Consider the following 22,590-nt stretch of genomic DNA (forward strand, 5'->3'; position numbering starts at 1 on the left):
CGCCACTGTTCTGTTCAGGATTAGGCTTTCTCAAACTCGAATGGCTCAGAATATGTGAGGAGCGCTCTAGTTGTTGCAGCGGTGCGGCTTCAAGCATGGTGCAACTGCTTCTCCTTGCTTGAACTCTTTGCAACGCTGGGGCGAAGGAGCAGGGGGCAGGTGGTGGAGGCCCACCCCGCTCTGAACACCCGCCCTCACCCTGGGTGTTTGGTGGAAGTTGCTTGCAAGCCTGAAATGGGCCCCAGCAGCTACCCTTTGGCTTTGTCTGGGGTATCATCCAGGCATGATTACCGCTTTTGTCCTGATCCAGACCAGCCGCGAGTCCACTGCCGAAACCGCCGAATCGGTGGCTGAAATTCCCGGGGTGGCCGAGGTGTATTCGGTTACGGGGGAATGGGATTTGGTTGCCATCCTGCGCTTCAAGGATTTTGAGCAGCTCGACGACATCGTAACCCTGGGCCTGCGCAAGCTCAAGGGCATCGAACGCACCCAAACCCTGCTGGCCTTCAGGGCCTATTCCCGCAAGCTGCTCGAGCAGGGCTTCAATATCGGTAGCGAAGGGCTCTAATGCATGTTTCGCTTCTTCATGCTGATTCAGCTTGGGCTGTTGCTGCTGGGCCTCCTCTGGATGTCGCTGGCAGGCTACGCGGTGGTTCAGCACCCCGACCCCCTGCGCGACGGGCTGGCTTTTCTGGTGCTGTTTTTCGGGTTGATGGGGCTCGAGGGTCTGTTCTCCCGGCTGTTCCCACAGAGCTTCCGGGCCTCAGAAGCCCTGCACAGCCAGATTGGGGCCGTCATGCGCTCCCAGGGCGTCAGCCATCACCAGGCCTTGCTGCTGGCCATGGTTTCGGGGGTGGGCGAGGAGGTGTTTTTTCGAGGCGCGCTGCAAAACGCCCTGTGGGGTGGCTGGCTCGGGGTGCTGCTCCAGGCCCTCGTGTTTATGGCCCTGCATCCCGTACCTGACCGCAAAGCCTGGATCTACCCCCTGTTTATCTTTTTCGGCGGCCTGATGTTTGGAGCAGCCTACTGGCTCACCGGAAGCCTGATTCCCGGAATGCTGGCCCACTACCTCCACAACGCCAGGGGCTTTTACCAGCTGCTCGAGCAAAGTGAGCATGAAAGAGCCGTTTGATGCCCACCTGGCTTGAACACTTTGCCCGCTTTCGGAGCCATGAGGCAGGCAGTAGGGATTTAGGGGTAGCGACCAGGCGCTGGAGGCCCCCACCCATCTCCAACCACCCACGAGAACCTTGTGTATCCTTGAATGTTGCCTGTACAGCTACAGTTGGTACACCCCGAATTCTGTTTGTAGATGGAGCAGGTGTGGGGGCGGTGAGTTGCTTTGGGCGGCTCAGGCCGGCAGGCCCCTAACCCTCACTTCTGTTATGCTTTGGGCAGTATGGCTTATCAAAAGATCAAGGTTCCTGCTGGCGATAAAATCTCCATTCACGACGGCAAGCTACACGTGCCCGACCAACCCATTGTGGGCTTCATCGAGGGCGATGGCACCGGCCCCGACATCTGGCGCGCCGCTCAGCCCGTGCTGGATGCGGCGGTGGCCAAAGCCTATGGGGGCCGGCGCAAGATTGCCTGGGCCGAAATCTATGCGGGCGAAAAGGCCAATGCCGTTTATGGCGAGGTCATCTGGCTGCCCGAGGAAACCCTCGAGTTCATCCGCGAATACTTGGTTGCCATCAAAGGCCCCCTGACCACCCCGGTCGGCGGGGGCATCCGCTCTATTAACGTGGCCCTGCGTCAGGAGCTGGACCTCTACGCCTGCGTGCGCCCGGTGCAGTGGTTCGAGGGGGTGCCCAGCCCGGTGCGGCACCCTGAGTTGGTCAACATGGTCATCTTCCGCGAGAACACTGAGGACATCTACGCCGGCATCGAGTTTCCCAAGGACAGCCCGGAGGTGCAAAAGTTCCTCGAGTGGTTCAAAGCGGCTTTCCCCAAGCCTTACAGCAAGATTCGCTTCCCCGAAACGGCGGGCATCGGCATTAAACCGGTCTCGGAGGAAGGCACCCACCGCCTGGTCGAGGCTGCCCTCAACTACGCCATTGACAACGACCTGCCCTCGGTCACGCTGGTCCACAAGGGCAACATCATGAAGTTCACCGAGGGGGCCTTCCGCGACTGGGGGTATGCCCTGGCCAAGAGCAAATACGGGGCGACCGACCTCGACGGCGGCCCCTGGCAGACCTTCACCAACCCCAAAACCGGCAAGCAAATCGTTGTGAAGGACATGATTGCCGACAACTTCCTGCAGCAGATTCTGCTCCGCCCGGCTGAGTACAGCGTGATTGCCACCCTCAACCTGAACGGCGATTACATCTCCGATGCCCTGGCCGCGCAGGTAGGGGGTATTGGGATTGCCCCGGGTTCCAATGTGAACTACTACACCGGGCACGCCGTCTTCGAGGCCACTCACGGCACCGCACCCAAGTATGCTGGCAAAGACCAGGTCAACCCCAGTTCGGTGATTCTTTCGGGCGAGATGATGCTTCGCTACCTGGGCTGGACCGAAGCCGCCGACCTGATCATCCACGCCATGACCCGAACCATCGCCCAGGGCCGGGTCACCTACGACTTCCACCGCCTGATGGTGGCCGAGGGCCGCAGCGCAACCCTGCTCAAGTGCAGCGAGTTTGGTCAGGCCCTGATTGAAAACATGTAATCGCGGATTCGGTGGGTTGGTCACCGAAGGCTAACAAACCCACCAGACCCAAGTGGCACGAGCAATAAAGTTGAACACGGCCTAACCCGGCGTCGAAAGCCCCTGTATTGTTTGGCCCACAGGATGAACCCTGTGGGCCGGTCTGTTTGACTTTGTGCAAAAGACAGGCGGTCGCAGGTCTGGCTTTTCTATAATGAGCAAAACTCGAGCGAACAGAGGGCAGTCGAGGGGGTGGCTCTATGATTCAGGTTCTTCTGGTGAGCGGCGCTGTGCTGATGCTCTACAACACCTATGTGGGTTTTGGACTCAAGAGCAAGGCGCCTGGCGGCATCATCGGCGAGCGACTCGCACAGCTCAACGTTTTCATTGTCCTGTTTACGCTGGGTTATCTGGCCGTGGGGGTGCTGACCTGGAACTACCCAGCCGACACCGCGTTGCTCATCCTGGCGCTCATTTTGTTTTTTGGGGCAATCTTTGTTTTCTTGGTTTTGCGGCTGGTGCAGGCTGTTCTGGCTGCGCTAGAGGGCTGATGCAGATTTACCGGCACACTTCTAAAGCCCTGGATGTCCTACTAAGCCGGGAAGAGCGGCTGGTGTACGCCCTGTGCCGAGAGGAAATTAGCGATGCACTGCTGGCAGAGCGAACCCTGCTCCCCCTCGACACCCTGCGGGGCATTCTTGCTCGCCTGCAGGCCCAGGGCTTGATTGAAGCCGTTGCAAGCACCCAGGACGCTCCCAGAAGCAAGCCCGAAGAGCCAGACGCCCTGGCGCTCAAGAAAGCCCGGCTGATCGCTGCGCTCGAGGCTGAGCTGGGCGAAAAAGCCCAGAAGTACCGCGCCGAAGTTGAGCGAATGCAAACCCAAACCGAACTGGAGGAGTGGAGCCTGAAGCTGGTGCTTAAACTTCGCCTTACCATTAGCCAGAAAGTCGCCGAGGCCCTCGAGGCCAGAATCAAAGCCGTTTTTGCATAGAACGTATGCGAGGCGGACTCCAGGCACAGCCGGCCCCCTCGCTTATGCCGGTGAGGGGCTAGGATCGCTCCTGCAAGACCGCTTGCAGGCGGCGGGTCATGACCTCGGCATACTCGACCCAGTCCGCCAGAGCCTGTTCGACCGACTGGCGCATCAGAAACTCGCCGGGTGAAAGGCGTTTGAGCAGCAGGAAAGGGGGGCTGCTCAGGCTTTCCAAAATACCTTGCAGATGGTCGGCCTCGAGGTTCATCTCCCGCGCCATGGGCATCAGGTCGGCCAGCAGGAAAACCTGCTGCGGGGGCTGCTCGGCCAGCAGGGTCAGAACCGCCGAAAAATGGCTGCGTTCGCGCAGAACCCCCGAGATTTCGCGCTCGAGGCCCTGAATGGCCTCCAGGTCAATGCGGCCCTCTCGCAGCAGCCGCTCGATGTCCAGGGGACCGACCGGAAACGCCCCCCGGAGCTTGACAAGGCGTTGCAGGGCTTCCGGCGAAACATAGCCCAGGCCCACCTGCAAAAGCCCCGAGGGTCGCACCGAACCAATTTCGGCCAGAGCCTCGGCCTTGGAAGACTCTCCGGCCACAATCGCGGCGTACTGCACCCGGCCTTGCTGGCGGTAGGCCAGCAGCTCCTTGGCCTCCATCTCGCCAAACCTGGCCAGGCCCAAATGGAAGGTCCGTCGGCCCATGGCCGCCCGGTACACCCAGGGTGCGCTGCTCGATTCGCGAGAAAAGCCCAGGGCCTCGAGGTCTGCCGAAAACGCCGGTACCTCGCTGGCGATTGGCTTATGGGGAAAAATCACCTCTTTGGGGTAGGGCGTGACCCTGATTCGCTTCTCGGTCTTTTCCGGAGATTCGACCGGCTGCGGCCTGGAACGCTCGGCTTCCGGCGCTTTGGGTCGGGCTGGGCGGGCCGAGGGCGTCAGGGCCTCCAGGCCGATTTCCTCGCCCTCGAGGTGCAGAGCAATCTTATCGTTGACGCCCAATCGCCGCTTGGCATAGTAGGGCGCCAGGCCCTCCAGGCGGTTTTGTTGCCAGTTAATGGTGCCGGGGTAGGTTTCGCCTTCTTCATCCCGAAGGGTAATATGGTCTTTGCCCTGCAGGAAAACCCGCAGCGACTGGGTAAGGCTCATGGTTCCGCTGTTGAGGCAAGCACTGGTGAGGACGTAGCGCGCGATCATAGGTTTCCTAGGAGGTTCTTGCAACAACTTGACTGGTCGCGGTGGGTTTACCGGCGGTTAGCATGTAATACATTTCGTGTGCTACTTGCAAGGTGGTTTCCACGTCTCCCAGAGCACGGTGGCGACCGGCCACAGAGCCCAGGTCAAAGACCCATGCGAGTGAATCCAATCCGCGTTTGCTGAGCCCAGGCAGAGCCTTGCGCGCCCAGTGTATCGTGTCCACCACCGGATTATCCAGTCGAACCCCCAGCCGCCTGAAACGGGGCCGCAAAAAGCCCAGGTCAAAGCCCGCGTTCTGGATGATCAGGGTGGCATCCTCCAGCATGGGCAGGGCCTCCCGCAAGACCGTGTAGACATCGGCGGCACCGCGCACATCTTCGTTGCAGATTCCGGTCAAGCGGCTGATGAAAGGCGGAATGGGAACTCCTGGATTCACCAGCCGCTCGAACACCGTGCGTCGGCCATTCTCTAAGCGCACCAGGGCAAGCTCGATAATTTCGTGCTGGTCGGGTGAAAGACCGGTTGTCTCGATATCCAGCACCACAATGGCCTCTCCGCAGGCCGGAAAGGTGTATTTCCACTCCCACAAGCCCACCCCGGCCTCCCCTCGCTCGAAACGCCCATCCAGCAAGTCCCGCAGCAGGTCGCGGGCCCAGGCCCCTCGGGGCAGGCCCGGAGAAGCCAGAATCTGCTCGGCCAGGGCCTGTTCGGGAAGCTCATGGCCGGTGTTGCGGAGGTGGCGGGCCAGTCGGGTGGCCAGGCGGTAGTGGGTGGGGCTCATCGAGTGGGGGGGATTGGGTTTGGGCACGGCGTGCATCATACGCACGAAACCTCGAGGAATCCACTGAGACCCGATAAAAATCAGAATTTATGCGAGTCCAGGAGAATGAAAAGGTCTCGGGGCGAGTATACCGCAGCTTACACAGATATGACAGGGCTTTTCGGGAATTAACGCCTTAACGTTCAGAAGCCGCTTAGCGTTTGCAGGCGGTCAGCCCGGTTGCAAAGCGCGGTGCCCCCCAGCCTTCGGGTTTGCAGCCGGGGCTCCCGGCATCTGAGGGGAGGGCATACCCAAGGGCCAGGGTTGGGCCTAAGCGGAGCTGGCCACGCGTGCAAAAGCCCGCTCGGTGGCTTGTTCGAAAGCATGGGCGAGGCTAAAAAGTTGCTCGTCGTGCAACGGTTTTCCGATCAGTTGCAGGCCCACCGGCAGCTTCCCCTCGAACCCGGCTGGAATGCTTAGGGCGGGCGCACCGGTCAGGTTGACGGCTACGGTATCTATGTCGGCCAGGTACATCGAGAGGGGGTCGGTGGTCTTTTCGCCGAAGCGGAAGGCCGGGAAGGGGCTGGTGGGGGTGAGCAGCAGGTCGGCCTGGGCGAAGGCGGCGTCCATATCGGCCTTTAGCTTGGCCCTGGCCCGCAGAGCCTTGCCGTAGTAGGCATCGTAATAACCCGAAGAGAGCACGAAGGTTCCCATCAAAACCCGCCGTTGCACCTCGGGGCCAAAACCGTGCTCACGGCTTTGCATCATGGTGGTTACGCTGTCTTCGGCGGGTACCCGCAGGCCATACAGGGTGCCATCGTAGCGGGCCAGGTTGGAGCTGATTTCGGCGGTGTTGACGATGTAGTAAGCGGCCAGGGCATGCTCCAGGGTGGGGATGCCAACCTCCACAAAACGCACCCCCTGCCCCTCCATCACCGTGCGGAAGCGCTCGAGGGCCGCCAGCACCCCCGGCGAGTTGCCCACCGCCAGGGCCTCCTTCACGATGCCCACGGTCATTCCCTTTACCGGAGCCTCCAGGGCCTGCCCAAACTGCGGTTGGGCCTCCAGGCTGGTGCTGTCTTTTGGGTCGTAGCCGCTCACCACATCGCTCAGCAGGGCCAGATCCGCCACCGAGCGGGCCAGGGTGCCGACCTGATCCAGGCTGCTGGCCGTGGCCACCACCCCAAAACGCGAGATGCGGCCATAGGTGGGTTTGAAGCCATAGACCCCGCACAGCGCGGCAGGCTGGCGCACGCTTCCACCGGTATCGGTTCCGAGCGCAACCGGCACCATGTCGGCAGCCACGGCTGCCGCCGAGCCCCCCGAAGTCCCGCCCGGCACCCGCTCCAGATCCCAGGGGTTGCGGGTGGGGCCAAACGCCGAGTATTCGGTGGAAGAGCCCATGGCAAACTCGTCCATGTTGGCCTTGGCAATCACGATGGCCCCCGCTTTGCGCAATTTTTCGATTACGGTTGCACTGTAGGGGGGCACGAAGGAAGCCAGCATTTTTGAGCCGCAGGTGGTTTCCAGGCCCTGGGTGCAGATGTTGTCCTTAACGGCCACCGGAACCCCGGCCAGCGGCAGGCTTTCCCCCCGGGCCAGGCGTTCTTCCACGGTCTGGGCTTCGTGGAGGGCTTTGGGGTTCAGGCGGATAAAAGCGTGAATCTGGGGCTCGAGTTGCTCGATGCGTTTTAGGTAGTCCTCCACCACCTCGCGGGGTGAACGCTGACCCAACTGGACTCGCTGCACAATTTCCTGCGCCAACATACCGCTCCATGATACGGCTGAAAAGGCCGAAGGTAGCAAACAAGGCTTCAGTCCACCATCGTAGAGACGCCCGTCCATGGGCGCCGGTCGCAAGTCTTGGGTCATGGGCCGACCTTTGCGGGCAGGGGCCTTCAACAAACCCGAGAAGTCGGTTCGGATTCGGCATCAGTTTGATTGGCCGGGATGGAGCCCACCGCTCCCAATCAAGACCAGCCCCGAATGCTGTTTTCAAACCAGTCCAGCACCCCGAACCAGGCCGCCTCTCCCCCCTGCGGCCAGAAGGTGACCGGGCCAGGCTCCTTGCGGAACCAGGTGTACTGGCGTTTGGCGTAGGCCCGCGTGGCCCGCAAAACCGCCTGCTGAGCCTCCAAAAGTGTGTACGCACCCCGCAAAAAGCCTGCCACTTCCTTGTAGCCGATACCCTGCAGGGCGGTGGGCATCTGGGGGTAGCGGGCCAGCAAACCCTCCACCTCCTGAACCAATCCCTGGGCGAACATTCGCTCGATGCGGGCCTCGAGCCGGGGCTCGAGCCACGCCCAGGGGGGCCATAAAACCAGTTTTTGGTAGCGAAATCGGGGCGTACGCTTGGGCAGCCGGGCCGGCGGCAGGCCGGTTCGGCGCAGCACCTCAACAGCCCGCACGATGCGGCGGGGGTTGCGCTGCACCCGCAGGGCATCCTCGGGGCTGGCGGCCTCGAGTTCTTCCAGCAGGGGCCGAATCCCCCGCGCCTCCACCACTTTCCACAGCTCGGCCTGAAGCGCCGCATCGGGCTCAGGTAGCTCGTGCAGTCCCTCCGACAGTGCTCGAATGTAGTAGCCGGTGCCCCCAACCACCAGAGGAATCTGGCCCTGTTCCAAAGTCTCCCGAATCGCCTCCTCGGCATGGCGCACATAGTCCGACACGTTGAAGGGCTGGTCGGGCCAAATGAGGTCTATCAGGTAGTGCCTGACCTGCTGCCTTTCGGCCAGACTGGGCTTGGCCGTGCCAATGTCCATGCCCCGATACACCATGCTGGCATCGGCAGAGACCACCGCCAGCGGAAACCGCTGGCCCAGGCGCAGGACCAACTCGGTCTTGCCGGTCGCGGTAGGCCCGGTCAGGACTGGAATGACCGGATGGGGGTGGTGTTGTGCATCACGCATAGCTCATGGCCTGCTGCCGCAATCATGATATTCTCGCACCATGACCATTGAGCGCTTCGATGCGATTGAGCGTCTGCAAACCATCCGCCAGCAACTCGACGAGCTCTCGAGGCGGTTTGCCTCCCAAGAAGCTTTTGGCGAATGGGTGCCGGCGGTGGACGTGCTCGACGAGGGAACCCAGTTTCGCATTCTGGTAGACGTGCCGGGCGTAAAAAACGAAGACCTGGAGCTGCTTGAAGAGGGACAGACCATCACCCTGGCGGGCATTCGGCATCCCAGGGTGGGCAGCTTTGCCCGGCAGGAACGTCCCACCGGGCAGTTTCGCCGCACCCTGACCCTGCCCGAGGCCATCATCCCCAACAGCGCCCAGGCCTCGCTCAAGGGTGGGGTGCTGGAGCTGGTGCTTAAGAAAGCCCGCAAAGCCCCTGCAAAAGCAAAAAGCAAAGCAAAATCCGGCTAGAGCCATCTTCACCTGGCACGGTATCGCATAAAAACCCGTTCAACCACCCCGCACGGTGAGCGCGTTAGAGCGCTCTTCACATGTTATAAGCCACTCGAGTTCGAGAAAGCCTGGTTCTGAACAGAACAGGGGCGGCCCGGAAACTCGAAAACATGCGTCTCGGCCCAGACAGAACGCAGCCAAGCGTGCCTCACCGAGGTGAGGCGCGTCTCTTTGTCCCTTCTCGTTTTGGTGGGCGGCCAGGTCTGTGAAGGGCGCGATAGGCTGGGCTTACAGCGCTTGCTTGACCCTGGCCCGCGTCTAACCCAACCCGAACGACCTCGCGATAAAGTGGAGGTGGATTTGCATTGGGTAAAGGAATCTATGAGAGTCGGGCATTGGGCATGGGGTTGGTTGGGTTTTTGGTTCCTGCTGCTGGGAGTTGCCGCTGCAGAAGCCAGAAACCCGCCGCAATACGTGTTTTTGGTGGATGTTTCCGCCTCGATGATTGGGCGGGAGGATGGGCGCACAGTGGTCTTCCCGCTGGTGCAGCGCGAGTTGATGCGCTTCGCCGAGCGGGTTGCCGAGGAAACCGAGGTCTATCTGGTGCCCTTTAGCGGGGAGCCCCAGGGCGGGGCCCGTTTTGCCCTGCCCCGTGAGCGCGAGGCGATGCTGCGCTATATTCGCAGCCTGCAGGCCGGGGGCAGCGCCAGCCATATCTTTCGGAGCCTGAGGCAGGTTTACAACGAGCTGTGCGACCAGCCTCGAGCCTTTTACCTCTTTACCGATGGCCTCGACAACTCGGCAGAGCCGGCCCAGATGCCCGAACTCAGGGGTCAGTGTCCCCTGACCCTGGTTGCGCTGGGCGCCCTGCCCAAAGGCTTCTCCGAGGCCTGGACGGGGCTACAGCAGAAGAGCCTGGCCGACCAACCCGTGGGGTGGCCCTCCGTCTCCAGGGGGGGAGCCCCGGAAGAGCCGCCTGCGACCACCGTACTCGAGGCCCCGCCCGCTGGCCCCGCCTCGGCAGAGCCTCCCCAAGCCGTCGAACCCAGCCCCGTGCCCCAGGCCGAAGCGCAGCGGGAGGCCCCCCTCAGGCCAGAGGTTCGGCGTGAAGCTCCTGAGAGGCCGGAAGTCTGGCGACAAGCTCCCACCAGGCCGCAAGCCCGGCAGGAAGCTCGCCCCGGTTCAGAAGTTCAGGGAAAGCCTGTTCGCAAACCTGCCAACCAAGAGCGGGCCCCCCGCCAAACGGCTTCAGCCCCCCCGCCGGCCCAACCCGAGCCGCCCCGCGCGGATAAACCCCAACCGGCGCGGTCAGCGGAGGCGGCCAAGCCCCCTGCAGCGACTGAACCTCAGCCAGATGCGCTGGCTCAGCGCCCCCCTGCCACACCGGCCCAGCCCGCCACCGTCCCCCCCAAGCCCGCCCGGTACCGGCTTCAATCGGTGGGTTCACCCAGCCTGGTGGATGGCGCGGTGGTGGTGGTGTACCGCCTCGAGGGGAGCCCCGAAGCCACCCGGCCCCTGAAGTTCAGCCTCCACAGCGTGCCGCCCCGCTTGCAGGTGAGCTACAACGGTTTTGCCGAGGCCATCACCCTGCGCCCCGGCGAGCAGTTCGAGCTTCGCGTTTCCAATCCAGGCCCGCAAGAAGCGGTGCTCGAGACCCACTTCCGGGTGGTGAGCGCTCCTGGGGCCCTGGTCGAGTTACCCCCGGTCTGGCAGCTTCCGGTGCCCCCCTTGGGGGTCTCGCGGGGGTGGCCGGGGTGGGGGTGGGCGCTGGTCGGGCTGCTGGGGGTGATGCTCCTGGCAGGGCTGAGCAGGACATGGGCTCGGCTACGCCAAACGGCCCAGGCTGCCCGGTGGGTTGAGCCTTCGGGGGATGCGCGCCGCATGGGCGATGGGCCGGGCGAAGGGGGTGAAGTGCGGGTGTTGAGCCCCCCGGTCGCACCCAGCCCGATCAGCCTGGATTACTTTGGAGCAGCCCCCGAGCAGCGGCGCAAGTACCTGCCGGCCTGGCTGGGCGAGTACGACCTGGGGCAGGCAGTGGGTGATAGGGCCCTCGAGCGCCTGCGGGTTCGCCCGGTGCCCGGTGGCCTGGAGATTCTCCATATTCCCGGACATCTGTGCTTGTACCTCGAGGCTCGAGAGGCCATCGGCCCCGGCCAGGTTGTTAAACTGGGTCACACACTCTACATCGCGGAACTCGACGGGGGCGCTATGGGTCTGCTGGTTGTTCAAAAGATGTAGAGCGCTGCCCGAGAATGCCCTACCGGTCCACATCGCGCTCTCCACGGGCGCAGCTTGGTGGATGAACGCTCACCGCCCTGTCCAGGACAATGCTTTCATGGAATCAAACGGTTCTTAGTATGAGCGAAGGGCGCTCCATGGCGAGGCGCGACGGTGGCGGTGTGTTCATGCCCTCTTCGCTTGAACACTTTGCAAACCCAGTAGTGTAGCAAAGAGCAGGGGTTTGGGGAGGCAGGGAGGGGTTACAGCCCACCCCCTACCTCCCACCACCAGGCTCACCTGAGTCTCCTTGAAAGCCGGTTGCACTCATGAATTTTGGTATTGGATCCTTGAGCTGCTTCAGACCAAAAAACCAGGTGGATGGGTTCCACCTGGTCGGAAGCAGAATGAGCGCCTGGCCTACGAGACCGGGGTCACAGCCGCGGTATCCTCCTCACCGGTGCGGATGCGGTAGACCTTTTCCACCGGCAGCACGAAAATTTTTCCGTCCCCCACCTCGCCGGTGCGTGCACCGGCCAGAATGGCCCGCACGGTAGGCTCCACAAAGTGGTCGGACACGCCGATTTCCAGCCGCACCTTCTCGGAAAGCTCCATTTTGACGGTGGTGCCCCGGTAGGTCTCAACCCGTTCGGTCTCGCCGCCGTGGCCCTGAATCCGGCTGATCGAGAGGCCCCGCACCTCGGCCTTGAAGAGGGCTTCCAACACATCGTTGAGCTTCTCGCTCCGCACGATTGCCACAATCAGTTTCATCCTGCCCCCCCTAGTCGGTTCCACCTACGGGCTTGGGTCGGGCTACCGGCATGGCGGCCTCGGTGTTGACCAGGATAGCGCCCTCACCACTGGTGTAGGCTTCCTCGCCGTGCTGAGTGATGTCCATACCCACCCCCTCCTCTTTGGAAGAGGCTTTTAGCGGGGTGATGGCCCCCACCAGCTTCAGCAGCACAAAGGTCATGCCGGCGCTGTAGACCACCGCAATCAAGACGGCAAAGGCCTGAATCAGCACCTGGGCCGGGTTACCGGCAATCAGGCCATCGAACACACCGTTCACCGACTTCTGGGCGAACACCCCGGTCAGGATAGCGCCGGTCATGCCACCCACCCCGTGGGCGGCGAACACATCGAGCGAGTCGTCCATGCCGCTCTTAGCCCGCCACAAGAGCACGTAGTAGCTCGGGAAAGCCCCTATTGCCCCCATCACCAGGGCATAAAAGGGCGAGACAAAGGCTGCGGCAGGGGTAATCACCACCAGGCCCACCACAATTGCAGTGGCCAGCCCCACGGCGGTGACCCGGCCCGTGCGCATCAGGTCAATCAGTGACCAGACCACGATGGTGGCCGCCGGGGCCAAAATAGTGTTGGTCAGGGCCAGGCCGGCGGTGGCGCTGGCCGCCCAGGCGCTGCCCGCATTGAAGCCAAACCAGCCAAACCACAAGAGCGCGGCCCCCAGCAACACAAACGGCACGTTGTGGGGCAGGATGGCCTGCCGCCCGAAATCCTTGCGGGCCCCCAGCACCAGGGCTGCGACCACCGCCGCAATCCCGGAGTTGATGTGCACCACCGTGCCGCCGGCGAAGTCCCAGGCCCCCAGGTCGGCCAGGAAGCCGCCCCCCCAGACCCACTTGGCAATGGGGGCATAGACGAAGAGGCTCCAGAGGGTGATGAACAGCAAGAAGGCCGGGAAGCGCATCCGCTCGACCACCGCCCCCGAGACGAGTGCAGCGGTGATGATGGCAAAGGTGCCCTGGAAGATCATCCAGAGCATGTGGGGGATGGTGATGGACACAATGGCCCCCTTGTTCTCCATCCCCACGTTGTTCAGGAACAAGTAGCGCAGGTCGCCGATGAAGTTGCCATCGCCCGAGAGGGCCAGGCTGTAGCCCAGCAAAGCCCAGGCCACCGCCACAAAGCCCAGGGCCGAGAAGCTCATCATCATGGTGTTGAGGGCGTTTTTGGAGCGTACCAGCCCCCCATAAAAGAAGGCCAGCGCCGGGGTCATGAGCAGCACCAGGCCGGTAGCCACCAGCATCCAGGCCGTGTCTGCCGCGCTAAATTCGGGGTCTTCAGCGAGCGCCAGGCCCATCAGCAGGGCCCCCAGGAATATCGGTAGTCGAAGGTTTTTCATTAACCTTTCACCTCCTCGGCAAGAGGGTACCCAAGGTTTTGCATATTGTCAATCGTTGTTGGTACAAATGTACGCAAATTGAATGACGATTTTCCCAAATCGGGTCAAATATATTGAATATTGAGGTGCAGATGTGCGCTTTGTTTTGTTTTGACGCAGTTCAACATTGTTTTGGCTAGTTACCGAAAAATGACTAAAAATATGACAAAAACAAAACCTCGAAGACCAGAAGGGTGGTGGCGGAGGGAATTGAAGAGCAGCCCACAATGCAAGCGGCTATACCACCGGCCCCTGGTTTGGTTCTAAACTGGAGTTGGATTATGACCGAGCGGCAACGGCGCATTCTGCACCTGCTGGTGGATAGCTATATCCAGACCCAGGCCCCCGTACCATCGGGGATGCTGGCCGAGCAGCTGTCGTTGTCGCCTGCTACGGTGCGCTACGAGTTGATTGAACTCGAGCAGCAAGGCTTGATCGGCAAACCGCACGCCTCGGCAGGCCGCATCCCCACCCGTGCCGGGTTTCGCCACTACGCCCTGTCCAAGCTGCCGCCCAGCCCTCTGCCCAAGGCCACCCTGGACAAGCTGGCGCAGGTGCTTGAAGACGCGGGCTCGAGGCGCGAAACCCTGCTTGTACAGGTGGCCTCCCGGCTTTCGGGGTATCCGGCTTTGCTCCGGCTCCGGCCCCTGCGCGCCCCCAAGCTATGGCAGGTGCACCTGTCCAATCTGACGCCGGGCAGGGTTCTGGCGGTCGCAGTCCTGGAAGGTGGGCGGGTGCGCGAAGCCCGCATTGAACTTTCCTTCACCCCTACCGAAGCCCAGCTCAGCGAGGCCGAGCAACGCCTGTTCAAGGCCACCCAGCCCGTGATGGCCAGCACACCAGCCATGATGGAGCTGTACGAATCCATCCGCCGAGCCTTTGCCCAGGGCAGCCAGGAGGAGTACCGCGAAGGCATGGGGTTGTTGTTGAGTGAGCCGGAGGCCCAAAACCCCTTGTTTTTGCGCCAGGCTATCGCGGTTTTTGAGACCCCGAGCGACTCTACCCTCACCCCCCCTGGCGGTGTGAACGTTCGGGTCGGCGAGGACGAAGGGCTCTCGCTGGTCCAGGCCGGGATCAAGGTTGACGACCAGGTGGGCGAGTTGACCCTTCTGGGCCCGGTGCGCATGCGCTACGAGAGGGCGCTGTCGGTGGCTTTCACCGTAAGCCAGGCCTACATGGGCAGGTGAGCTTCTCGGAGCCTGGCCCTAGACACAGGGGGCCCGACCCCGGACAATCAAAATCATGCGTGTTCAGGTGTTGCTGTTTGCGCTGTTCCGGGAGCAGGCCGGACGGGCCCGGCTCGAGCTCGACCTGCCCCCCGGTTCGACGGTGGCCGACGCCAAAGCCCTGCTGGAACAGCAGTACCCCTTGCAACTCTCGGGGGGACTGGCCGCCATCAACGAGCGTCTGGCCCAACCCGGCGACCTACTCCAGGAGGGGGACGAGCTGGCTTTTTTGCCTCCAGTCTCGGGGGGCTCCTTTGCGGGAAACACAGAAGGCGACGATAGTTTCGGCCTGACCCATGAGGTTTTGGCGGTACAGCCCTGGGTGGATTGGGCCTGCGCCGACCCCTACGGCGCGGTGACCAGTTTTCTGGGCACCACCCGCAGCCCCAATCGGGGCCGCGCCGTAACGCACCTGGAGTACGAGGCCTACCCCGGCATGGCCGAAAAGGTGATGCGGCAAATCATTGCCGAGATGCGGGAGCGCTGGGTATTGGGCCGGGTGGCTTTGTGGCACCGCCTGGGCCGGGTGATGCCCGGCGAGGGCTCCATTCTGATTGTGGTCTCGGCCCCCCACCGCCCCGAAGCCTTCGAGGCATGCCGCTACGCCATTGAGCGGGTCAAGCAAATCCTGCCGGTGTGGAAGAAGGAATATCTGCCCGATGGGTCGTACTGGGTGGAGGGCCACGCCCCTGAAGGACACCAGCTCTAGGACAGAACCAACTTGATCGCGCTCTTCACAGACGTGGCCGCCCACGAAAACGAGAAGGGACAAAGAGACGTGCCTCACCGAGGCGAGGCACGCTGGTCTGCGTTGCGTCTGGGCCGAGACGCATGTTTTCGAGTTTCCAGGCTGCCACTGCTCTTTTCGGAACCAGGCTTTCTCGAACTCGAATGGCTCTAAAGCTGTGAAGAGCGCTCTAGTTTGGCAGGCTTTTCCTGGTACAGATGCCGGCATTTCCCACAAGCATCCGCAGCAATCCAGTGCGCCAGCACCCCGCGGCAGCTCGCTTTACCCGCTCGAGCCCGCATGTGACGCTGCCCCCTGTGAGTGCTTGCTTGCCAAACCCCGGCTTGCCGACCTTTGCTCTGGGCAGCGTGGCTCACCCCGTAGCGCTGGGCAAGCACAAACTTCCGAATTTGATTGACAGCTTCAGGGGCCTGTGCTACCCTACAGAACGCGTTTGGGGAGACTCACCCGCGCAGCGCTTGGGCGCGTAGCTCAGTTGGATAGAGCGACTGACTACGGATCAGTAGGTCGTGGGTTCGAATCCTGCCGCGCCCGCCAGCGAGTTCCGGGGTTTGCGCCCCGGTTTATTTTTTGCACCCGGGCTTTGCGACCGGGTGCGTGGGGTTCTCCGCGAGCCGCTTCAGGCAAGGGCTCGAGGTGGAGTTGCCCTGGGCTTTGGGGGGCCGTTGAAAACCTCGAGCATCTGCTCAACCAGCCTGCCGAGGCTCTGGTTCAGCAAGCGCACATCGCCCAGCAGCCGCAAACCCGGCCCATCGAAAGCATCCAGGCCCAAAGCAGCGGCCCGTTCCCAACGCCCTAGGGCCTGGGGCGCGTGCTCGCGATGGAACTGCGCATACAGCCCAAATGAGAACAGGCTCCCCAGGATGTTGGGCTGACCTTCGTACCAGCCCGACACATAGGTGAGTGCCATGTTCACGCACTCGAGAACCCACAGCCGGCCTCTTTGGTCGAGGGCAAGGTTTTGCAGCATGGTTGCAGCCTCGAACAGGTCTTCGTCGCCCAGGGTCGCCTTGACCGAGAAGGCCAGCAGAAGCTCAGGGTGCTTGAGGTCTACAGGCCCCCACAGCTCCAGATTGGGGGCTATGGTGCCAATGGGCTCGAGCCGCTCGTCAACCATCACGCTCACTCGAGGGCTGCACAGCCCAACCGCGCGGGCCAGAATCGAACGCAGCACCTCGCCCTGAATTTGAGGCCGCGTCAGCCGCTTTACGTGGTAGGTGCGGCCCTGGGCATCGTGGGCCAGGTGAACTCGCTGCTCCTTCCAAATCAGGTCACTCTCGGCAATCACCAGGGTTGCTTCGTGCATAGGCTTCCTCCACACCCTCTATTCTGGGGTCGCCTGGCATTCCGACCGGCTGAAGGCCCAAAAAATCGCTTTGCTTCAACCCGTATACTGGGGCAAATGCGCCCCCACACCAACCCCTGGTACCTGGTGCTTTCCTCTTACTGGTTTGCAAGCAGCTTCAAGTGGTTTCTGATTTTGCTGGTATTGCTGCCGGCCAGGGTGGCAGAGTTGGTGCCCGAACCCGAGCGGGCCACCCGGCTGGGGCTTTTGTTTGCCCTGGGCGCCGTCATGGCTTTCATCGGGCCGCCCATCTGGGGCTACATTTCCGACCGGGTGGGGCGCAGGATGCCCTTTCTGGCGCTGGGGGCCGTCCTGACAGCGGGCTCGCTGGTCTGGATGGCCTATGCCGGTAGCTACTGGCAGCTGGTGGTGGCCTATTTGCTGCTCCAGCTCGCCGACGATATGGCCACCGGCCCCTATTCGGCGCTGATTCCCGACCTCACAGCCCGCCGGGAACGGGGGGTGGCCTCGGGCTGGCTGGGCGCACTTCAGGTGGGGGGCCAGGTGGTGGCGGGGGCGGTGGGCTTTTTGCTGGCCAACTTGCAGTGGCAGTTCCTCCTGATTGCCCTGGTTAACTTGCTGGCCGCCGGGATGATCCTGAGCCTGATACGGGAGGTGCCGGGGCTAAAGCCCCAGAGGCGGGGGCTGCTGGAAAGCATGGTGGCGCCCTGGCGCAGCGCCGATTTTCGCTGGGTCTGGTTCACCCGCTTTCTGGTTATGCTGGCCCAGTACGTGGTGCAAACCTACCTCCAGTACTACCTGGCCGACGTGGTGCAAACCTTTGAGGCCTTTGGACAAACGCTGGCCACCCAGGCCTTCCAGGCCGTGGCTTTGCTGGGTCTGCTTATCTCCGTTGGCGCGGCCATCTCGGCGGTTCCGGCGGGACGCCTTTCCGACCGGCAGGGCCGCAAGCCCATCATTTATGTTGCAGGGGTGGGGCTGGCGGCCTTGATGCTGCCCATCCTGCTGCTGCCCCGTTTCGATGTGCTGGTGGGGGTGGCGGTGTTGTTTGGGCTGCTCTATGGGGCCTACCTGGCGGTGGACTGGGCGCTGGTCTCGGATGTGCTGCCCAACCCGCAGGCCCATGCGACCGATATGGGCATCTGGCAGACCTCGATAGTGCTCCCGCAGGTGCTTGCCGGGGGTTTTGGGGCCATGCTCGACGCCTTCAATCGCCAGAGCCCCAGTTCGGGCTACACGGTGCTGTTCTTGATTGCTGCGGTGTGTTTTGTGCTGGGCACCCTGCTGGTTCGCCAGATTCGTGAGGTGCGCTAGGCTGCTTATCGCGCTCTTCACAGACGTGGTCGCCCACGAAAACGAGAAGGGACAAAGAGACGTGCCTCACCTCGATGAGGCATGCCTGTCTGCGTTGCGTCCGGGCCGAGACGCATGTTTTCGAGTTTCCAGGCGGCCACTGTTCTCTTGAGAACCAGGCTTTCTCGAACTCGAGTGGCCCATAATATTGTGAGAACGCCCTGAGAGCCGTGCGGCTGGGAGCCGGGGTTCAGGGGTAGGGGCTGGTCTGGGAGACCCCCATCCACCTCCAACCACCCACGCCCATCCTGTGCTTCTAAGTTGCTTGGGCTGAAGTTTGGTATTGCGCGGTAACCCGTTGTTCGTGCCTATTGCGCCATGGTTCTGAAGGGGCTGGCCTTGCTTGACAAGCCCGGTTGTCCATCCCATAGTAGGAGAGCGCTTTGGCCCTCGAGGCGTGTGGAGGGATGGCTGAGTGGTTGAAAGCGGCGGTCTTGAAAACCGTTGTAGGCGCAAGTCTACCGGGGGTTCGAATCCCTCTCCCTCCGCCAAAAGTTTGGCCAGGGGTTCCAAATGTCCGATTTTGTGCTAAAGTAGCGTTTGCGGTTTTTTGGGGACTTCCCCCCAAAACCCACACAAGTTGGAGGGGTGGCCGAGTGGCTGAAGGCGGCGGTTTGCTAAACCGTTATAGGGAACGAAAGTCCCTATCGGGGGTTCGAATCCCCCCTCCTCCGCCAGAACGAGCGCAGGGGTCAGGGAAGCAACTCTCTGGCCCCTCGGCTTTTAGAGCGCCCTTCACACCCGAACGGGCTAGTCGAGTTCAAGAAAGCTTCGCCCTAAACAGAACAGTGGCCGCCTGTGTGTCTGTTGAACCCAGGGATTTCCACGGATGTGTGAAGGGCTTGTGCAAACCGCAACCGGGCCGGATTTGCGACCTCGAGGCCTGATTGCCAGGGGCTGGGGCAACGGAACAGGCTGGAGGGGTGGAAACCGGGGTCAGGTTATCCACAGGTTATCCACAGACTTATCCACAGGTTATTCACTGCACCGGGGCGCAGGTGTGCATTTCGTGATTTTGACCTCCCTGAACTCGAGGCAATGCATCGGAGGCTGTTTGAGGCAGCGGTATTTGCGATTGGGCAACGCCATCTTTGCTTGCACACTTTGCAAACTGCGGGAACGGTGAGGCAGGAAGCAAGGGGCAGGCGTTGAACGCCGACCACCCGCGCTTACTTGAAAGTTGCTTGTATGCCGGGTTGGGGGCGCTGCGACCGGCGCTGGCGGCAGGAAGGATAGGCGCCTGGGCTGGCAGGATATTTGCTGCAAAAGCGATAGACTATTCGGCGGTGAAACCGCTCTCGCTGCTTTTCCTCACGCTCTTCAACAGCATTCTGGGTCTGTCGGTTTTGTTTCCCATTCTGGGGCCCCTTTCCCGTGAGCTTGGCCTGAGCGAGGTGCAGGTCGGGTTGTTCTCCACCGGCTATGCCCTGATGCAGTTTGTGCTCTCGCCTTACTGGGGGCGCCAAAGCGAGGTGGTGGGGCGCAAGCCCATCCTGCTGCTGGGCATCCTGGGGTTTGCGGCAAGCTTTTTTCTGTTCGCCTTTTTCGCCTGGCTGGGCTATCAGAAGGCGCTCTCGGGGTGGGGCTTGTTCGCTGCGATGCTGGCCACACGGCTGCTGGGTGGGGCTTTTTCGTCGGCTACCCTGCCGACCACCCAGGCCTACCTGGCCGATATCACCCCCCGCGAGCAGCGCACCCAAAATTTTGCGGTGTTGGGGGCTGCTTTTGGCCTGGGAATCATCTTCGGCCCGGCCCTTGGGGCGGGGCTGGCCCACTGGGGTCTGCTGGTGCCGGTGGTGTTTTCAGCCGGCCTGGCGCTTTTGAATGCGCTGTTTGTGTGGAGGGTTCTGCCTGAGTCGCGGCGGCTCGAGGCCCGCCCGGCCAGCCCGCCCCGGCTCTCCTGGGCCGACCCGCGCATCCTGCCCCTCCTGGCGGTGGGTCTGGCGGTCAACCTGGCCTCCATCGCCATGGAGCAGACGGTCGCCTTCTTGTACCAGGATCGCCTGGCCCTAAGCCCGGCCCAGACCGCGCAGGCGGTGGGGCTGGCCCTGGTGGTCTTTGGGGTGGTGGGGGTGTTGGTGCAGGGGGTCTGGGTGCGGGCCGTGCGGTGGTCTCCCCGAAGACTCCTGGGCCTGGGGTTGCCCTTGCTGCTGCTGGGCTACCTGGGGTTGGTGTTCGCGCCCAGTTTTGGGTGGCTCACCGCCTCGCTGGTGCTGCTGGGGCTGGGCTCGATGGCCAGCCCCGGCCTTACAGCGGCGCAATCGCTGGCGGTCTCCGACGAGGAGCAGGGCGCGGTGGCGGGCCTCTCCAGCGCGGCGCAGGCCCTGGGCCGGATGCTGGGGCCGGTGGTGGGAACCTCGCTGTACGGGCTTTCCCCGGCCTACCCTTACGTGTTCTCGGCCCTTTTGATCGGGCTGGCGCTGGTCTTTTTCCTGAGCAGGCCACAGGTGGCAGGCGGTCGGTAGCACCCTCACGCGGGAGAGAGTCCGGCTTCCTCCAGCAGCTTCTTGAGCATGGCCAGGTTCACCAGAGCGTGGCCTTGAGTGGTGTTGTTGAAGATGAACCAGACCTGGGTCAGGGTTTGGCGCTCGAGGGCCGCCAGCAGCGACTGCACCCAGAAGCGCAGCTCCGCTTCGCTGTAGCGGTAGTCGTGCCGCTCGGCCTGGTTCTTGCCCTCGTACCACTTTTCCTTGTTGCGCCCGGAAAGCCGAATGTAGGCGATTTCGCCGGTGAGGTGCAGCTCGTTTTTGGGCAGGCCGGGCAGGGGAGGGTAGTCGGTGCTGACCCAGATCAGACCGGCCTTGCGGAAGGCTTCACGGACTTCCGGGTTGTCCCATGAGGCATGGCGAAACTCCACCGCCAGGCCGCCCGGAGCCAGGGTTTTGTCGGCAAAGCGCTGGGCTAAGGCCGCCAGGTACTTGCGGTTCTCGGGGGTGCGGTGAAAGCTCTGGGGAAACTGGGCCAGAAAGGGCCCCAACACCCCTGCTTCGCGCAGCGGGGCCACCGACTCCAAAAGCCGCTGGTAGTCGTCGTCGGTGGCGTTTCGTTCATGGGTCATGCGCTGGTGAAGTTTGACGGCCCAGCGCAGCCCTCCGCTGCGCCTGAGCATCCCCGCGAAGGCTTTGAGGCCGGGAATGTTGTAAAACGAAGAGTTCAGCTCCACGGCGTTGAAGGTGCGGGCGTAAATGGAGAGCCACTCGTCTTTTTTGGCCTCCGGCGGGTAGAGGAGGCCCACCCAGTCTTCGTTGGTGTAGCCGCCGGTGCCGAGGTAGATTTCCATGCTTGATCGAACGGCTTCAGGCCCAAAGCTGAAGGCTGAGGGCGCGAAATTCCTCACCTATCGTACTTCATTTCACGTTACCGAGACTGTTCGATGCCACCAGGCCACAAAAATACGCGCTATCCAAAGCGATAGCGCGTGTACAGAGGGCCACCTATACAGGCTTACAGGCTACCTCGAGGAAACACAGGATGGGGGTGGGTGACGGGTCTCCAACACCTGCTCCCTATGCCCTAAACCCTGCTTCGAATCACCGCTTCCATAGCCTGCAAAGTGTTCAGGCAAAGTCGGTACTACTCCACGGTCACGCTCTTGGCCAGGTTGCGGGGCTGGTCCACGTCGCGGCCCAGGCAGACGGCGGTCTCGTAGGCCAGCAGTTGCAGCGGCACCACGCTCACCACCGGGGCCAGCAGGGGGTGGGTCTCGGGCACGTAAATCACGTCCTGGGCGAACTTGTGTACCTCGGTGTCGCCCTCGCTGGCCACCGCAATCACCCGACCGCCACGGGCCCGCACCTCCTGGATGTTGGAGACCGTCTTCTCGTAGAGGGGGCTTTTGGTAGCGAGCACCACCACCGGCAGGCGCTCGTCAATCAGGGCGATGGGGCCGTGCTTCATCTCGCCTGCCGGGTAAGCTTCGGCGTGGATGTAGCTGATCTCCTTGAGCTTCAAGGCCCCTTCATAGGCGGTGGGGGCCTGGATGTGCCGCCCCAGGAAGAGGTAGTCCTGGGCCTGGTGGTACTTTTCGGCGATGTGGGCAATATGGGGGCGCTGCTCGAGCACCTCCTCCACCAGCCGGGGGAGCTTGCGCATCTCGCCCAGGATTTCCCGCGCGGTTTTTTCGTCCAGCGTGCCTTTGGCCCGGCCCATCCACACCGCCAGCATGCCCATCGCGGCCAGCATGGCGATGTAGGCCTTGGTCGAGGCCACCCCAATCTCCGGCCCGGCGTGGATGTAGAGGGTGTCGTCCACCTCGCGGGTGATGCTGCTGCCCTTGGCGTTGATGACCCCCAGGGTGCCCGCCCCCTTCCGCTTGGCTTCGCGGATGGCCTCGAGGGTATCAATGGTCTCGCCCGACTGGCTGATGCAGATGGCCAGGGTTTTGTCGTCCACCACCGGGTCGCGGTAGCGGTACTCGGAGGCCACGTCAATCTCCACCGGCACCCGGGCCAAGGCCTCGAGCAGGTACTTCCCCACCCAGCCCGCGTAGTAGGCCGTGCCGCAGGCCACGATGTGCACCTTGTCGTAGCGGGCAGGCTCCAGCCGCAGGCCCAGCTCCACCCTGGCCTCCTCTTCGTAAAGGCGGCCCCCCAAGGTGTTTTCCAGCACCCGGGGCTGCTCGTAGAT

The 22,590-nt window shown here is 62.5% G+C and carries 20 protein-coding genes and 3 tRNA genes; 14 read left to right on the forward strand and 9 right to left on the reverse strand.

The genetic code is table 11. The features are described from left to right. The first annotated feature begins 283 nt into the window (after positions 1-283). The 5 genes from NZN28_RS09165 to NZN28_RS09185 all read left to right on the forward strand — a co-directional run bounded on the left by NZN28_RS09165 (position 284) and on the right by NZN28_RS09185 (position 3,644). Positions 284-568: an Lrp/AsnC ligand binding domain-containing protein gene (locus NZN28_RS09165; RefSeq protein ID WP_208015095.1), complete on the forward strand. Its 285-nt coding sequence runs from the start codon at positions 284-286 to the stop codon at positions 566-568. A 3-nt stretch (positions 569-571) separates the two neighbouring features. Next, positions 572-1,132, forward strand: a complete 561-nt coding sequence (locus NZN28_RS09170) for a CPBP family intramembrane glutamic endopeptidase (RefSeq protein ID WP_295397486.1) — start codon at positions 572-574, stop codon at positions 1,130-1,132. A gap of 267 nt (positions 1,133-1,399) precedes the next feature. Then, on the forward strand, positions 1,400-2,674 hold the full coding sequence (gene icd / locus NZN28_RS09175) for an NADP-dependent isocitrate dehydrogenase (protein WP_295397488.1): 1,275 nt from the start codon (positions 1,400-1,402) through the stop codon (positions 2,672-2,674). A 239-nt stretch (positions 2,675-2,913) separates the two neighbouring features. Further along, entirely contained in the window at positions 2,914-3,204 is a 291-nt protein-coding gene (locus tag NZN28_RS09180) for a hypothetical protein (RefSeq protein ID WP_295397490.1), read from the forward strand. Continuing rightward, the gene (locus NZN28_RS09185; protein WP_295397492.1) at positions 3,204-3,644 is read left to right on the forward strand and encodes a hypothetical protein; all 441 of its coding nucleotides are present in this window, start codon (positions 3,204-3,206) and stop codon (positions 3,642-3,644) included. Before NZN28_RS09180 ends, NZN28_RS09185 begins: the two co-directional genes overlap by 1 nt. 58 nt (positions 3,645-3,702) lie before the next feature. Here the strand turns inward: NZN28_RS09185 and NZN28_RS09190 are convergent, their stop codons facing one another. The 4 genes from NZN28_RS09190 to miaA all read right to left on the reverse strand — a co-directional run bounded on the left by NZN28_RS09190 (position 3,703) and on the right by miaA (position 8,490). Continuing rightward, on the reverse strand, positions 3,703-4,821 hold the full coding sequence (locus NZN28_RS09190) for a hypothetical protein (RefSeq protein ID WP_295397494.1): 1,119 nt from the start codon (positions 4,819-4,821) through the stop codon (positions 3,703-3,705). A gap of 7 nt (positions 4,822-4,828) precedes the next feature. Further along, the gene (locus NZN28_RS09195; protein WP_295397496.1) at positions 4,829-5,641 is read right to left on the reverse strand and encodes a PolC-type DNA polymerase III; all 813 of its coding nucleotides are present in this window, start codon (positions 5,639-5,641) and stop codon (positions 4,829-4,831) included. Positions 5,642-5,911: 270 nt separating this feature from the next. Further along, positions 5,912-7,348: an Asp-tRNA(Asn)/Glu-tRNA(Gln) amidotransferase subunit GatA gene (gatA, locus tag NZN28_RS09200; RefSeq protein WP_295397498.1), complete on the reverse strand. Its 1,437-nt coding sequence runs from the start codon at positions 7,346-7,348 to the stop codon at positions 5,912-5,914. A gap of 203 nt (positions 7,349-7,551) precedes the next feature. Further along, entirely contained in the window at positions 7,552-8,490 is a 939-nt protein-coding gene (gene miaA / locus NZN28_RS09205) for a tRNA (adenosine(37)-N6)-dimethylallyltransferase MiaA (RefSeq protein WP_295397500.1), read from the reverse strand. 40 nt (positions 8,491-8,530) lie between these two features. Between miaA and NZN28_RS09210 the strand changes: the two genes are divergently transcribed. Together NZN28_RS09210 and NZN28_RS09215 are read left to right on the forward strand one after the other, a co-directional pair. Beyond that, positions 8,531-8,950: an Hsp20/alpha crystallin family protein gene (locus NZN28_RS09210; RefSeq protein WP_295397502.1), complete on the forward strand. Its 420-nt coding sequence runs from the start codon at positions 8,531-8,533 to the stop codon at positions 8,948-8,950. 465 nt (positions 8,951-9,415) lie between these two features. Beyond that, the gene (locus NZN28_RS09215) at positions 9,416-11,170 is read left to right on the forward strand and encodes a hypothetical protein (RefSeq protein WP_295397518.1); all 1,755 of its coding nucleotides are present in this window, start codon (positions 9,416-9,418) and stop codon (positions 11,168-11,170) included. A 399-nt stretch (positions 11,171-11,569) separates the two neighbouring features. Here the strand turns inward: NZN28_RS09215 and NZN28_RS09220 are convergent, their stop codons facing one another. Beyond that, positions 11,570-11,920, reverse strand: coding sequence for a P-II family nitrogen regulator (locus NZN28_RS09220; RefSeq protein WP_295397503.1), 351 nt, complete (start codon positions 11,918-11,920; stop codon positions 11,570-11,572). 10 nt (positions 11,921-11,930) lie between these two features. Beyond that, positions 11,931-13,292, reverse strand: coding sequence for an ammonium transporter (locus NZN28_RS09225; protein ID WP_295397504.1), 1,362 nt, complete (start codon positions 13,290-13,292; stop codon positions 11,931-11,933). A 320-nt stretch (positions 13,293-13,612) separates the two neighbouring features. On the opposite strand from NZN28_RS09225, the gene NZN28_RS09230 reads away from it, so the two are divergent. From NZN28_RS09230 to NZN28_RS09240, 3 genes are all read left to right on the forward strand, one after another. Continuing rightward, entirely contained in the window at positions 13,613-14,518 is a 906-nt protein-coding gene (locus NZN28_RS09230; RefSeq protein WP_295397505.1) for a DeoR family transcriptional regulator, read from the forward strand. 55 nt (positions 14,519-14,573) lie between these two features. Beyond that, a complete protein-coding gene (locus NZN28_RS09235) occupies positions 14,574-15,266 on the forward strand; it encodes a molybdenum cofactor biosynthesis protein MoaE (RefSeq protein WP_295397506.1) in 693 nt (230 codons plus the stop codon). Between the two features lie 499 nt (positions 15,267-15,765). Continuing rightward, positions 15,766-15,842, forward strand: a tRNA-Arg gene (locus NZN28_RS09240). An 82-nt stretch (positions 15,843-15,924) separates the two neighbouring features. Here the strand turns inward: NZN28_RS09240 and NZN28_RS09245 are convergent. Then, a complete protein-coding gene (locus NZN28_RS09245) occupies positions 15,925-16,611 on the reverse strand; it encodes a hypothetical protein (RefSeq protein ID WP_295397508.1) in 687 nt (228 codons plus the stop codon). A gap of 96 nt (positions 16,612-16,707) precedes the next feature. On the opposite strand from NZN28_RS09245, the gene NZN28_RS09250 reads away from it, so the two are divergent. The 4 genes from NZN28_RS09250 to NZN28_RS09265 all read left to right on the forward strand — a co-directional run bounded on the left by NZN28_RS09250 (position 16,708) and on the right by NZN28_RS09265 (position 20,429). Beyond that, on the forward strand, positions 16,708-17,925 hold the full coding sequence (locus NZN28_RS09250) for an MFS transporter (RefSeq protein WP_295397510.1): 1,218 nt from the start codon (positions 16,708-16,710) through the stop codon (positions 17,923-17,925). Positions 17,926-18,365: 440 nt separating this feature from the next. Further along, a tRNA-Ser gene (locus NZN28_RS09255) sits at positions 18,366-18,455 on the forward strand. A 91-nt stretch (positions 18,456-18,546) separates the two neighbouring features. Next, positions 18,547-18,641 (forward strand) — tRNA-Ser (locus tag NZN28_RS09260). A 609-nt stretch (positions 18,642-19,250) separates the two neighbouring features. Continuing rightward, positions 19,251-20,429 (forward strand): MFS transporter, encoded by a 1,179-nt coding sequence (locus NZN28_RS09265; RefSeq protein ID WP_295397512.1) that lies wholly within the window; start codon positions 19,251-19,253, stop codon positions 20,427-20,429. A 5-nt stretch (positions 20,430-20,434) separates the two neighbouring features. Here the strand turns inward: NZN28_RS09265 and NZN28_RS09270 are convergent, their stop codons facing one another. Both NZN28_RS09270 and glmS read right to left on the reverse strand, forming a co-directional pair. Further along, positions 20,435-21,244, reverse strand: a complete 810-nt coding sequence (locus tag NZN28_RS09270) for a DUF72 domain-containing protein (protein ID WP_295397514.1) — start codon at positions 21,242-21,244, stop codon at positions 20,435-20,437. A 293-nt stretch (positions 21,245-21,537) separates the two neighbouring features. Continuing rightward, a partial coding sequence (gene glmS / locus NZN28_RS09275; protein ID WP_295397516.1) for a glutamine--fructose-6-phosphate transaminase (isomerizing) occupies positions 21,538-22,590 on the reverse strand: 1,053 nt, incomplete at its 5' end.

This window comes from Meiothermus sp. (assembly GCF_025056915.1).
GTDB lineage: Bacteria > Deinococcota > Deinococci > Deinococcales > Thermaceae > Meiothermus.

Bases quoted from the DNA above. Each gene is read 5' to 3' on its own strand.
- NZN28_RS09165 (WP_208015095.1), top strand. From the start codon at position 284: ATGATTACCGCTTTTGTCCTGATCCAGACCAGCCGCGAGTCCACTGCC.
- NZN28_RS09170 (WP_295397486.1), top strand. From the start codon at position 572: ATGTTTCGCTTCTTCATGCTGATTCAGCTTGGGCTGTTGCTGCTGGGC.
- icd (WP_295397488.1), top strand. From the start codon at position 1,400: ATGGCTTATCAAAAGATCAAGGTTCCTGCTGGCGATAAAATCTCCATT.
- NZN28_RS09180 (WP_295397490.1), top strand. From the start codon at position 2,914: ATGATTCAGGTTCTTCTGGTGAGCGGCGCTGTGCTGATGCTCTACAAC.
- NZN28_RS09185 (WP_295397492.1), top strand. From the start codon at position 3,204: ATGCAGATTTACCGGCACACTTCTAAAGCCCTGGATGTCCTACTAAGC.
- NZN28_RS09190 (WP_295397494.1), bottom strand. From the start codon at position 4,821: ATGATCGCGCGCTACGTCCTCACCAGTGCTTGCCTCAACAGCGGAACC.
- NZN28_RS09195 (WP_295397496.1), bottom strand. From the start codon at position 5,641: ATGATGCACGCCGTGCCCAAACCCAATCCCCCCCACTCGATGAGCCCC.
- gatA (WP_295397498.1), bottom strand. From the start codon at position 7,348: ATGTTGGCGCAGGAAATTGTGCAGCGAGTCCAGTTGGGTCAGCGTTCA.
- miaA (WP_295397500.1), bottom strand. From the start codon at position 8,490: ATGCGTGATGCACAACACCACCCCCATCCGGTCATTCCAGTCCTGACC.
- NZN28_RS09210 (WP_295397502.1), top strand. From the start codon at position 8,531: ATGACCATTGAGCGCTTCGATGCGATTGAGCGTCTGCAAACCATCCGC.
- NZN28_RS09220 (WP_295397503.1), bottom strand. From the start codon at position 11,920: ATGAAACTGATTGTGGCAATCGTGCGGAGCGAGAAGCTCAACGATGTG.
- NZN28_RS09225 (WP_295397504.1), bottom strand. From the start codon at position 13,292: ATGAAAAACCTTCGACTACCGATATTCCTGGGGGCCCTGCTGATGGGC.
- NZN28_RS09230 (WP_295397505.1), top strand. From the start codon at position 13,613: ATGACCGAGCGGCAACGGCGCATTCTGCACCTGCTGGTGGATAGCTAT.
- NZN28_RS09235 (WP_295397506.1), top strand. From the start codon at position 14,574: ATGCGTGTTCAGGTGTTGCTGTTTGCGCTGTTCCGGGAGCAGGCCGGA.
- NZN28_RS09245 (WP_295397508.1), bottom strand. From the start codon at position 16,611: ATGCACGAAGCAACCCTGGTGATTGCCGAGAGTGACCTGATTTGGAAG.
- NZN28_RS09250 (WP_295397510.1), top strand. From the start codon at position 16,708: ATGCGCCCCCACACCAACCCCTGGTACCTGGTGCTTTCCTCTTACTGG.
- NZN28_RS09270 (WP_295397514.1), bottom strand. From the start codon at position 21,244: ATGGAAATCTACCTCGGCACCGGCGGCTACACCAACGAAGACTGGGTG.